The organism is uncultured Maricaulis sp., assembly GCF_963976135.1.
In the GTDB taxonomy this organism is placed as follows: Bacteria; Pseudomonadota; Alphaproteobacteria; order Caulobacterales; family Maricaulaceae; genus Maricaulis.
In genome coordinates, this window is the sequence record NZ_CAXBKN010000089.1 from 1 (window position 1) to 11337 (window position 11337).

11 protein-coding genes are annotated in these 11337 nt (G+C 64.2%); 6 read left to right on the forward strand and 5 right to left on the reverse strand.

The window, feature by feature from the left end:
• Positions 1-245: 245 nt before the first annotated feature.
• A complete protein-coding gene (locus tag AAC023_RS11570; protein WP_339741333.1) occupies positions 246-1382 on the forward strand; it encodes a site-2 protease family protein in 1137 nt (378 codons plus the stop codon).
• A gap of 42 nt (positions 1383-1424) precedes the next feature.
• Here AAC023_RS11570 and AAC023_RS11575 read toward each other — a convergent pair whose 3' ends face one another.
• The 3 genes from AAC023_RS11575 to AAC023_RS11585 form a co-directional block, all read right to left on the reverse strand.
• On the reverse strand, positions 1425-2912 hold the full coding sequence (locus AAC023_RS11575; RefSeq protein ID WP_339741335.1) for a PAS domain-containing methyl-accepting chemotaxis protein: 1488 nt from the start codon (positions 2910-2912) through the stop codon (positions 1425-1427).
• Positions 2913-3249: 337 nt separating this feature from the next.
• Entirely contained in the window at positions 3250-5346 is a 2097-nt protein-coding gene (locus tag AAC023_RS11580) for a TonB-dependent receptor (protein ID WP_339741336.1), read from the reverse strand.
• Positions 5347-5409: 63 nt separating this feature from the next.
• On the reverse strand, positions 5410-5826 hold the full coding sequence (locus AAC023_RS11585; protein ID WP_339741338.1) for a DUF2946 family protein: 417 nt from the start codon (positions 5824-5826) through the stop codon (positions 5410-5412).
• A gap of 93 nt (positions 5827-5919) precedes the next feature.
• On the opposite strand from AAC023_RS11585, the gene AAC023_RS11590 reads away from it, so the two are divergent.
• The 3 genes from AAC023_RS11590 (at position 5920) to AAC023_RS11600 (ending at position 8217) form a co-directional block, all read left to right on the forward strand.
• Positions 5920-6543, forward strand: coding sequence for a DNA-3-methyladenine glycosylase 2 family protein (locus AAC023_RS11590; protein ID WP_339741339.1), 624 nt, complete (start codon positions 5920-5922; stop codon positions 6541-6543).
• 58 nt (positions 6544-6601) lie between these two features.
• Positions 6602-6844, forward strand: a complete 243-nt coding sequence (locus tag AAC023_RS11595; RefSeq protein ID WP_339741341.1) for a type II toxin-antitoxin system ParD family antitoxin — start codon at positions 6602-6604, stop codon at positions 6842-6844.
• 410 nt (positions 6845-7254) lie between these two features.
• Positions 7255-8217, forward strand: a complete 963-nt coding sequence (locus AAC023_RS11600) for a nitronate monooxygenase family protein (protein WP_339741342.1) — start codon at positions 7255-7257, stop codon at positions 8215-8217.
• 4 nt (positions 8218-8221) lie between these two features.
• Here the strand turns inward: AAC023_RS11600 and AAC023_RS11605 are convergent, their stop codons facing one another.
• On the reverse strand, positions 8222-8881 hold the full coding sequence (locus AAC023_RS11605; protein ID WP_339741343.1) for an HAD hydrolase-like protein: 660 nt from the start codon (positions 8879-8881) through the stop codon (positions 8222-8224).
• A gap of 82 nt (positions 8882-8963) precedes the next feature.
• Complete coding sequence (ald, locus tag AAC023_RS11610) at positions 8964-10082, reverse strand: alanine dehydrogenase (RefSeq protein WP_339741345.1); 1119 nt, start codon at positions 10080-10082, stop codon at positions 8964-8966.
• Positions 10083-10317: 235 nt separating this feature from the next.
• Between ald and AAC023_RS11615 the strand changes: the two genes are divergently transcribed.
• Together AAC023_RS11615 and queF are read left to right on the forward strand one after the other, a co-directional pair.
• Positions 10318-10794 carry an Lrp/AsnC family transcriptional regulator gene (locus AAC023_RS11615; RefSeq protein WP_339741347.1) on the forward strand — a complete coding sequence of 159 codons (477 nt, stop codon included), beginning with the start codon at positions 10318-10320 and terminating at the stop codon, positions 10792-10794.
• 81 nt (positions 10795-10875) lie between these two features.
• Positions 10876-11337 (forward strand): preQ(1) synthase, encoded by a 462-nt coding sequence (queF, locus tag AAC023_RS11620; RefSeq protein WP_339741348.1) that lies wholly within the window; start codon positions 10876-10878, stop codon positions 11335-11337.

Below are 11337 nucleotides of genomic sequence, written 5' to 3' on the forward strand. Positions count from 1 at the left end.
ACCTGGGGCGAAGAGGTGCCCTCCGAAGCCTTGGCGCAGGAGGGCTTACGCTCGATATCACGCCCAAGCTCTTCCTCGTCCGATATCAAATACCCTTCCTTTCAGCCCTGCGGGCTTCGGGTGGCACGCCACCCGCCCGAAGGGCGACGAAGCGCCGCGCGCCTGCATCGTGCTGTTCGCGGCCATCCGCCTTGAGGCCCATCGCCCACTGGTGCACTGTGCCCCTTCACTCAAAGGTTCCTGCCATGCGCCCCTATCTCTTCTCGTTCAAAATCGGCGGTGTGATCGTTCGCGCCGAGCCGTCCTGGCTGTTTCTGGCCCTGCTGGTCGGCTGGTCGCTCGCCATTGGCTTCTTTCCCGATCAGAACGCGGCGCTGGACGCATCGACCTATGTTTTCATGGCCATACTGGGTGTGCTCGGCCTGACCTTTTCCATCATCGCCCATGAACTCTCCCACACCTTTGTCGGCCGCGCGCTTGGCATGCCGATCAACCGCGTCACCCTGTTCATGTTCGGCGGCGCTGCCGAGCTTGAGGAAGAGCCGCAATCGCCGATGGTCGAGCTGGTGATGGCGCTGGCCGGGCCGTTGATGAGCTTGTTTCTCGCGCTCGTTTTCAGCCGGCTGGCCATGCTCGACCTGGCCGGCGGGCCGCAGGCGCCGCTGGCGATGGTGCTGGCCTATCTCGGACTGATCAATCTTCTGCTCGGCCTGTTCAACATGCTGCCGGCCTTTCCGCTCGATGGTGGCCGCGTCCTGCGGGCCCTTATCTGGTTGCTGGGCGGTGACCGGCGCAAGGCGACGCGCTGGGCCAGCCTGGCCGGGGAGGGTTTTGCGGCTTTCTTCATTCTCGCCGGTATCTATCTGCTGATTTCCACCGGCTCGCTGGCCGGTCTGTGGTGGGTGCTGATCGGCTTCTTCCTGCGCGGCGCCGCCAGATCCTCGCGTGTCGAGCTGGAGACGCGCCTCGCGCTCGGCGATGTCAGGGCGGTCGATCTGGTGACGCCGGGCATTGAAACGGCCGATGCCGCGATGACGGTGGCCGATTTCATAGCCGACAAGCTGGTCCGTCATCACCGTGACTGGTTTGCCGTCACCGATGGTGAGCGGCTGGTGGGCCAGGCCGGACTGGCCGAGGCGCAGGCCGTGCCGCTCGAGGCGCGCACCGGCACCCGCTTGTCGGCGATCGCGGTCAAGCCGGGCGTGAATGAGATCCTGCCGGCCCGGGCCGGTGCCGACCGGGCCTTCGCCCAGATGCAGAAGCATCATTTGCTGCGCGTCTATCTGGTCGATGGCGAGCGCTTTGCCGGCACGCTGTCGATGGCGGACTTGCTGGAATATGCGCGCCTGCGCAATCTGTTTGCCGATGCCAGGCTGGGCTGACGCCCGGCGCCGATGATGCGCGCGCCGGGCCTGGCCCTGATTCTACCCCATCGCTTGCGAGGCCTGGCGCACATTGCGCGTCGCCGCGTCGATACTGCGGCTGGCATTGGCGATTTCGCGAATGCCCGACGTGATCTGATCAACGCCGACTGCGACTTCCTGCATATTGCCGGAGATTTCCCGGGTGACGCAGGATTGTTCCTCGACCGCGCTGGCAACCGAGGAGGCCACTTCGTCGATTTCGGAAATCGTCTTGCTGATGGAGGCGATCGCTTCGACCGCGTCCTGGGTCGCTTTCTGAACGTGGGCGATCTGGCTGGCGATTCCATCAGTCGCCTTGGCCGTCTGATTGGCCAGGCCCTTCACTTCCGATGCGACAACGGCAAATCCCTTGCCCGCTTCACCGGCGCGTGCGGCCTCGATCGTGGCGTTGAGGGCGAGCAGGTTGGTCTGTTCGGAAATATCGTTGATCAGCGAGATGACTTCATTGATTCGCGCCGCAGATTCTGCAAGTCCGCCCATGACGTCGCTGGTTTGCGTGGCCATGTTGACCGCATTGCGGGTGATCTCGGTGGCGCGCACCAGCTGGCTGCCGATCTCATTGGCAGAAGCGGCCATTTCTTCAATTCCTGCCGCGATGGACTGGACCGAGGCGGAGGTCTGTTCCGAGGTGGATGAGACCGTCGTCGCCTGGCCAGCGGCTTCGGTGACGCTGGCGGCAATCCCGTCAAGATCTGAATCAATGCTCTTTTGCGCCGCGGCGCGTTGGTGGCGCAATTCGACCTGCGCGGTGATGTCGGTGGCAAACTTGATGACGCGGTAAATATTGCCATTCATGTCGCGGATCGGATTATAGGTCGCCTGGATCCAGACTTCGCGTCCGCCCTTGCCGATGCGCAGGAATTCAGCGGTCTGGAACTGGCCGGCGCGCAGCTCGTCCCAGAATTTCCGGTAGGCGTCGCTGTCACGCTCGCTGACGGGGACGAACATCGAATGATGCTTGCCGGCGATCTCATTGAGTGGATAGCCGAGCGCGCCGAGGAAGTTTTCATTGGCGGTCAGGATGGTGCCATCGAGTTCGAACTCGATCACTGCCTGTGAGCTATGGATCGCGTCGATCTGCCCCTGGGCATGGGCCGCGTCGAGCTTTTGCTGGGTGATGTCGGTTGCGAATTTGACGACCTTGCAGACCTTCCCCGACCCGTCGAGGATGGGATTATAGCTGGCCTGGATCCAGATTTCCCTGCCGCCCTTGGCGATGCGCCTGAATTCGGCGGCGTTGAACTCACCTCGTCCCAGCTTTGCCCAGAACTGGCGGTAGGAATCGGAATCCCGCTCCGCCGGGTCGACAAACAGGCTGTGATGCCGACCGCTGATTTCCGCGAGGTCATAGCCCATGGCGTCGAGGAAATTGGCGTTGGCGGTGAGGATGGTGCCGTCTGGTTTGAACTCGATGATGGCCAGCGACCGGCCCAGTGCTTCGAGTGTGGCGCGGGCATCGCCGCCGCCTGGCTTGAGAAAGGATTTCAATTTGTGTCCCCCGACGAGGCCCGATCACGGGCAATTGGGGCGGAGTAGGCATCCGCCATGGTTAACAGAATGCTGCATCCGAGGCCGATTATTTCCCTTAATCTATTATAATTGCTCGGAAAAACACCCGTAGGGAGTATTAACATCGCCTCTCGCGTTCGGCGTGTATTCCTGGTTGTGGTCACACTCATCGGTTGAAGTTTGCCTGGATGCGGGTCTGGGTGGATGCTCCTGCGGTCCCGGATCCGCCTGTTTCCGACCGGAGTTCTCACCCGTGATCGCGCGGCAGACCGCCAGCATGTGGATGCTGACGGTCCAGTTCGGCGCGCGGCCTGTGTCAGCCCTGCAGGCTCAGCCGCAAGCCCAGCGACCGGCCGCTGCCCGGCAGGCGTTCGCCCAGGCCGGCATCGGATCCGGCATTGCGGTTATAGCCGCCCAGATGCTGGCGATAGGTCTGGTCGAACAGGTTCTCGACCCCGGCCGCGAGGCTGACCCCGTCGCGAAGCGTCCAGCTGGCATACAGATTGACCAGCACGAAGCCGGGTGTCTCCGCTTCAGAATTGCTCCGCGAGACCTCGCCCTGCCGCGCTACGGCGATGCTCTCCAGCGTGACCGACCAGTCGGCCGCATCGCGCGTCAGGCCGAGCCGCAGGCTGGGCGGGGCGATGCGATAGAGATTATCGTCCATATCGCGCCGTTCGCCGCGCACCCAGGAGGCAGTGCCATCGAGATGCCAGGCCGGAGTGAATCGGTAGCCGAAATCGAGGTCGAGCCCGTAGAGCCGCGCATCGGTATTGGCGAAACGCAGCGGCGTCGGATCGCCATTCATGGCCGAGACCATCTCGACCGGCGTGTCGATCACGCCCGGGGTGGAATCATAGGGCACGCCCTGGATGAAATCATCGACCGAGCGATAGAAGAGGGTCGGGCGCGCATAGGCAGAGCCTGAGGCCCAGTCCAGGCCCGCCTCGGCGATCCAGGCGGTTTCCGGCGCCAGACCGGCATCACCGACATAGGTATTGCCGTCGGCCAGCCCGCCCGAGGCCTCGGTCGGCAGCCAGGCAAAACGTTCGACATAGCCCGGTGCGCGGGTCTTGCGCGCCAGGGTGAGACGCAGGGTCGTGGTCTCGCTGAGCGGACGCCAGAGGCGCGCAACAGCGTCAAATGTGGTGTCGTCGAGGCGCCGGTCGGTGGCATTGAAGGCCATGGCCAGCATGCCCGGCATGGCCGGGACAGCCGGGCCGACCGAGGCCGTGCCGGCCACGGCCCGGTGCCGGTCGGCGCGCAGGCCAAGCTCGGTCTCCCAGCCGCCGAGAGCGCCGGTCCATTCGGCGAAAGCGCCGCTGCGCTCCATGGTGATGCCAGACAGGGAGTTGAGCACGAAATCGGCATTATTCGGATTGGTGATGGCAAGGTCGTGTTCGGCCTGCTCGCCGTCGAAACCGAGGCGAAGCGAACCGCCCAGCGCGTCAAACGCCGCATCCGCGCCGCCGGACACGGTCTGCGCCGTCGCCAGGGATTCGCGATACATCGCGGCCATGGCCGGTGCGGGCCGGAGATCGAAATTATTCATGGCATGCGCGACATCGGCAAAGGCGAGATGCGCATTGACGCTGACACCGTCCCAGTCGCCGCGATAACCGAGGCGGGCGAAATCGGTGTCGAAATAGCGGATATCCATGGCGAAGGGCGGATTGCCGGTCGCTCCGGTCTCCTGGCGCCGCAGGTCGAGCGAGACTTCATGCACGCCGGTGCGAAAGCCCAGCCCGGCGCCATAGACGAGGCGTTCATGCTGCGAGCCGCCAATCGTGCCGCCCGGCCAGCTGATATCACCGCCGGACTCACGCGAGCCGAGCAGCTGGACGCGGATCTGGTCATTGGCGATCCCGACCACGCCGCCATAGGCGGTGCTGTCGTCGGCGGTTCGGCCGGCCAGGGTCAGGTCATGGCGGGTCTGCCATTGCCCGGTATCGCCGAACCCGACCTGTTTGAAGACCGTGTTCACCCCGCCGGCGAGGCCGGGGCCATTGCGCACCGGGCTGACGCTGCGGTCGACCTCGATCCGTTCGATCAGGGCGATCGGGGCATAATGCAGGGGCGGATCCATCAGATTGGGGCCGCCGGAGGCAAAGCTCTGGCCGTCAATGCGCAGATTGATGCGCCCCCCGGACAGGCCGCGATACTGGACCTGGCCGGACAGGGCCCCATTGCCGAGCGTGGCGGCGCCGGGCAGGCGGGCGATCAGGGCTGCCGCATCCGGTCCGGAGGGCGGCAGGGTGGCCGGGTCGAGGCGGTCAACCCGCCCGGTGTCGGGCTGATGGCCCGAAACGGTGATGATATCGGTGAGGGGCGAGGCGTCCTGGGCGAGGGCCGGAATGGCGGCCAGGCAGGACAGGGCGAGCAGGCTCGCCGAATTCAGGATGATAGGTGACATGAAAAGCTCCGCGGCGGCCCGCGCGGGCCGCGCTCTGACGGTCAATCTGAAGGGTTTTGAAATTCAGAGACGCGCCGGCGGAGCCCGGACAGGCGGTCCGGGACGGCGATGGGCAGCCGGGGCCATGGTGTCAGCCGGCTCGGCACCCCGGGTGCGGAGCAGGGTCGGGACCAGGACGGATGGTGTTTGCGGCAGGGCGCCGATGGCTGCGCTGGCGCTGGCAAAGGCGCAAGACTGGCCCTGACCGCTATCGTCGGGAGCGGGAAGGGTGCCATCGCGGGTTTCGCCGGTCGCCAGGTCGATCCAGCGTTGTTCGGCGCCATGACCGGTACAGAAGACGACGGAAATCGTGCCCGAGGCGCCGTCGCGATCGAGCATGAAGCCCTGGGGCAGGCTGGCCTGGATGCCGGCGGCCAGCAGCGCAAGGACCAGAATCGCCTGCGCCCACAATGTCCGGCCCTGGCGCAGCATCGTCAGCATGATCGCCGGGTAGCATGGCGACCCCGGCGCTGCCATGCGACAAAGGCGTCACGGGGCTTTCACGGCTGTCGCGGGCAGGCTAGCGTGATCTCCATGACACATCACGCCGTGCACCATCATCTCGTCGCTGCCGCCCGGGATGTTTCGCCCGAGCTTGAGGCGGCGCTGATCCGGCTCGGCCCGCTGGAATTTCCGCGCCGCGACAGCCAGACCTTCCCGCACTATCTCTGCCGCGCGATCGGCGGCCAGCAGATATCGGTCAAGGCGGCGCAGAGTATCTGGAACCGCGTCGAGGCGAGTGCGGCGGGCAAGCCGCTGCTCGACCATTTCGTGCCGGAAAATACCGATGCCTTGCGCGCCTGCGGCCTGTCGGGCGCCAAGACGAAAACCATCATCACCATCGCCGACACCCACCGGACTGTCGGGCTGGATACCGAGGAGTTGCGCGCCCTGAGCATTGCCGACCGCACCGCCCGGCTGACGGCGATCTGGGGCGTGGGGCAATGGACCGCCGACATGATGAACATGTTCTATTTCGGCGAGCCCGATATCTGGCCCGATGGCGATGTCGCCGCACGCAAGACGCTGGAACGCCTGACCTCAAAGCGCCGCAAGACGGTGCGCACCGCCGAGCGCTTCAAGCCCTGGCGTTCCTGGCTGGCGCTCTACATGTGGGCCCATGCCGATGCGCCGCCGGACGGGCAGGCGGTGGGGTAGGGGTGTGCTTGGCCATTGTACCAAAATTTGGTATGATGGCCGCCCTCAGGAGGCCGTCATGGGCAAAAATACCAGCTTTGCCGTCAGCGAATATTTCGCCGACTTCATCCAACGCCAGGTCGCGGAGGGCCGGTACAGCTCGGCGAGTGATGTGGTGCGGGCCGGATTGCGTTTGCTGGAGCTGGAGGATCGACGCCACAGGGCGCTGAAGCAGGCGATTGATCAGGGCCTCGCGAGCGGCACTGCCGAGCCCTTTGATCTGGACGACTTCCTTGCTGAGCAACACGCTTCGCTGCGGTGACCGCGGCCGTCTATCTCAGCCCGGCGGCGCGTCAGGACCTTCGGGAAATCTGGCGCTATTCGGAGGGAAATTGGGGACAAGCGCGCCGATGCCTATATTGCCGATCTACACGCTGCCTTCACCCGTCTCGCACTGTTTCCCGGTTCCGGGCATCTGGATGAGCGATACGGCGAAGGAATCAGGTTGAGCCGCGCCGGGCGGCATCTGATTATTCACCGCGCGTCGGAAAATGCGTTGGAAATTATTCGCATCCTGCACGGGCAATTGAGCGAGTGACTCAGCTACAAACCTCACTCGACACGTCCTGCGCCCGCCCCTAGTCTCGACCTGAACAGTGTTCACGCCTGCGGCCAATTTCAACGAGCCGGGCGGAACCGGTCGATAAATGTCGAGATACAAGGGACTACATCATGGCTGAACCGGATATCCTGAAGGGCAGATTGCGTCTGCCCGTGATTGGCGCACCGCTTTTCATCATCTCCAATCCCGATCTCGTGATTGCCCAGTGCAAGGCCGGAATCGTCGGATCCTTCCCCTCGCTCAATGCGCGCCCGATCAGCCAGCTTGATGAATGGCTCGACCAGATCACCTCCGAGCTGGACAGCTATAATCGCGCCAATCCGGACAAGCCGGCCGCGCCTTTTGCGGTCAATCAGATCGTCCATCGCTCCAATGGACGCCTGCAGGAAGATCTCGCCCTGTGTGAGAAATACAAGGCGCCGATCGTCATCACCTCGCTGGGCGCACAGGCCGAGCTGAACCAGGCGGTTCAGGGGTGGGGCGGCATCACCCTGCATGATGTGATCAATCAGCGCTTTGCCCACAAGGCGATCGAAAAGGGCGCAACCGGCCTGATCTGCGTCTCGGCCGGGGCTGGCGGCCATGCCGGCGCGCTCTCGCCCTTCGCCTTCGTCGCCGAGACCCGCGCCTGGTTTGACGGGCCGATCCTGTGCTCCGGCGCCATCTCGACCGGCGGCGGCGTCCTCGCCGCCCAGGCGATGGGGGCCGACTACGCCTATATCGGCTCGGCCTTCATCGCGACCGCCGAGGCCCGCTGCGACCAGGCCTACAAACAGGGCATTGTCGAGGGCAGCGCCGAGGACATCGTCTACACCAACCTCTTCACCGGCGTGCACGGCAATTATCTCAAGGCCTCGATCACGGCCGCCGGCCTCGATCCGGACAATCTGCCCGAGAGCGACCCCTCGGCGATGAATTTCGGTTCCGGTGGCGGCTCTGAAGCCAAGGCCTGGAAGGATATCTGGGGCTCCGGCCAGGGCATTGGCTCGATCAAGTCGGTGCAGACGGCCGGCGATTATATCGAGCAGCTCATTGGCGAATATGCCGCGGCGAAGGCGAAAATCTGCGGCTAGGCGATCAGGCGCGCTGTATGGCCGGCACTGTCGGGGCAATGCAGCGCGCAATTTCGCACGGCGTTTCATAGAGATGATCCGGCCCGCTGGCCGCAAGGATCGTTGGCGTCGCAAAACCCCAGGTGACCGCGCCGCAGCCGCAACTGGCTTCGCGGGCGGCTTCGATATCGCGAACCTCGTCGCCGATGCACAGGGTGCGCTCCGGCGTGCTGCCAGCCTTGCGGATGACTTTACGGAACACTGCTGCCTTGCCGAACAGGGCCGCGCCGCAGGCGAAATGGCTGATATGGGCGACCAGTTCGGGGCCCATCACCTGGCGAATCGCCTCCTCGCCATTGGAGCTGACCACGGCGATGGTGGCCCCGGCAGCGCGCAATTCCAGCAATAACCCGGCAATCCCGTCAAACAGGGTGATCTGGTCGACATTCCTGGCGGCGCGGTCGCGGACATCGGCGGCGATGAAGGGCAGTTTCCAGGCCGGGATTTGCAGCTCGTCCATGATGGCCTTCGGCGTCATGCCGCGCAGGGCCTCGGCGCGTTCCTCGCAGATCGGGTTGAGGCCGTGTTTCTCGATCACATCGGACAGGGCCGTCCTGAACCAGGTCAGGCTGTCGGCCAGTGTGCCGTCGAAATCGAATACGACGAGGTCGTAGCGCAAGGTCAAATCCCAACTCCGGCGGGCAGCAAAAAGGGGCCAGCTGGCGCCGACCCCTCGTAGTTTGCAGATTCTCAGGCGGCTTGCACCCTTAAATCGACGTCAGCCATTCCGGTTTGACGTAAGGCATTTTGAGATCGCGGGCGACCGGTTCGCAGCAGATCTCGCCGCCGGCGACATTCAGGCCGCGCGCCAGATGCGGGTCGGCATTGAGGGCGGCGCGTGTGCCCTTGTTGGCGATTGCCAGGGCGAAGGGCAGGGTGGCGTTGTTGAGCGCGAAGGCCGAGGTGCGCGAATAGGCGCCCGGCATATTGGCGACGCAATAATGGACCACACCGTCAATGATAAAGGTCGGGTCATTATGGGTGGTCGCTTTCGAGGTCTCGAAACAACCGCCCTGGTCGATGGCGATGTCGACGAGCACGGCGCCGTCCTTCATTTCCTTGAGCATGTCGCGGGTCACCAGTTTGGGCGCCGCGGCTCCGGGGATCAGAACGGCACCGATCACGACATCGGCCTGCAGCACCGCCTGGTCGAGCGCGACCTGGGTGGAATAGGCGGTCTTCACCGCGCCGGCGAATTGCGCATCGAGTTCGGACAGGCGCTTGGCCGAGCGGTCAAACACGGTGACGTCGGCACGGGCACCGATCGCCATTTCCGCGGCATGGCTTCCCGCGACGCCGCCGCCGATGATGACGACCTTGGCGGGCAGCACGCCCGGCACGCCGCCGAGCATCAGGCCACGTCCGCCCTGGGATTTTTGCAGGCAATGGGCGGCGACCGAGACCGACATGCGGCCGGCAACCTGGCTCATCGGGGTGAGGAGCGGCAGGCGGCCCTCATTATCGGTGACGGTTTCATAGGCGATCGCGGTACAGCCGGACTGGCGCAGCCCCTCGGCCTGGACCGGATCGGGTGCCAGGTGGAGATAGGTGAAGAGCGTGTGATGCGGCTTCAGCATCGCCGTTTCCGACGGCTGGGGTTCCTTCACCTTGACGATCATCTCGGCGAAATCGAACACATCCTGCGCGGTCGGCACGATGACGGCACCGGCCGAGACATAGTCTTCATCACTGCAGCCAATGCCCTCGCCGGCGCCGCTTTCGACCGCGACTTCATGGCCGGCGAGGACGAGCTCGCCGACGCTGGCCGGTGTCAGGCCGACGCGGTATTCGCGGACTTTGATTTCTGTGGGGACCCCGATACGCATGATGTTTTCCGCTTCTGAGTGCTCGATGTGGAGAATCCGGCGTTCAAGGTGTGCCTGCGATCCAGAAATAGAAGAATCTTCAAGATTTGCGGCATTTCGCTTGAGTTATCGTGCGCGCCACGCCATAAAGCGCGTCATATATCGTTTGATCGGGCGTAAATCCAGAATATTTTGCGCCCGCCCGAATTATCGCCGTCCAGGCTATGGCAGGCCCTGTCTGCAAGGAGAGTATTCCGTGCGTCTTGATGATGTTGATGTCGCGATCCTGACCGAGTTGCAGGAGCATGGCCGCCTGACCAATTCCGAGCTGGCCGAACGTGCCGGCCTGTCGGCCTCGGCCTGTCACCGGCGGGTCAAGGCACTGGAAACGAGCGGCGTGATTGATCGCTATGTCGCCATCCTGTCGGAAAAGGCACTGGGACGCGGCATCACCGTCTATGTCCAGGTCACGCTCGACAATCAGAAACGCGAGACGCTGGTTGCGTTCGAGACGGCTGTCGAAGCTGTGCCCGAAGTGATGGAATGCTATCTGATGAGCGGTGATGCCGATTATCTCATCCGGGTGCTGGTGCGCGATGCCAATGATTATGAACACGTGCACCGCGAGGTCCTGTCGGGCCTGCCCGGCGTGGCGCGTCTGGTCTCCTCCTTCACCATCCGCCGCGTATTTTCGCGCACGACCATGCCGGTCCCCGAGGAATTGCGGGTCTAACGCTCCTGTGGCCGGGAAAAAGCGGACCGGCGGGGGCGTTTGGCGATTGCATCGCGGGCCAGCCGGGGCTAATTGCGCGCCATGACCGATAATCGCTATCAAGACCTCGGCCAGCTTGGCGCCGCAACGCCGCTGCCCGACCATCCCGACACCGCTGCGCTCGAGCGCGTCGCCAATCCGTGCGATGCGCCCTATATGATCCGCTTCGCCGTGCCGGAATTCACCTCGCTCTGCCCGGTGACCGGGGCGCCGGATTTTGCGCATCTGGTGATTGATTACGTGCCGCGCGACTGGATCGTCGAATCCAAATCGCTCAAGCTCTTTCTCGGCTCATTCCGCAATCACGGGGCGTTTCACGAGGCCTGCACGACGCAGATCGCCCGGCGCCTGGTCAAGGAAGTCGACCCGGTCTGGCTGCGCATTGGCGGTTACTGGTATCCACGCGGCGGGATTCCGATTGATGTTTTCTTTGCCACGGGTGAGGCGCCAGCCGGCGTCTGGATTCCCGAGCAGGGCGTCGCCAGCTATCGCGGCCGCGGCTGA

Bases quoted from the DNA above. Each gene is read 5' to 3' on its own strand.
- AAC023_RS11570 (WP_339741333.1), top strand. From the start codon at position 246: ATGCGCCCCTATCTCTTCTCGTTCAAAATCGGCGGTGTGATCGTTCGC.
- AAC023_RS11580 (WP_339741336.1), bottom strand. From the start codon at position 5,346: ATGTCACCTATCATCCTGAATTCGGCGAGCCTGCTCGCCCTGTCCTGC.
- AAC023_RS11585 (WP_339741338.1), bottom strand. From the start codon at position 5,826: ATGCTGACGATGCTGCGCCAGGGCCGGACATTGTGGGCGCAGGCGATT.
- AAC023_RS11590 (WP_339741339.1), top strand. From the start codon at position 5,920: ATGACACATCACGCCGTGCACCATCATCTCGTCGCTGCCGCCCGGGAT.
- AAC023_RS11595 (WP_339741341.1), top strand. From the start codon at position 6,602: ATGGGCAAAAATACCAGCTTTGCCGTCAGCGAATATTTCGCCGACTTC.
- AAC023_RS11600 (WP_339741342.1), top strand. From the start codon at position 7,255: ATGGCTGAACCGGATATCCTGAAGGGCAGATTGCGTCTGCCCGTGATT.
- ald (WP_339741345.1), bottom strand. From the start codon at position 10,082: ATGCGTATCGGGGTCCCCACAGAAATCAAAGTCCGCGAATACCGCGTC.
- queF (WP_339741348.1), top strand. From the start codon at position 10,876: ATGACCGATAATCGCTATCAAGACCTCGGCCAGCTTGGCGCCGCAACG.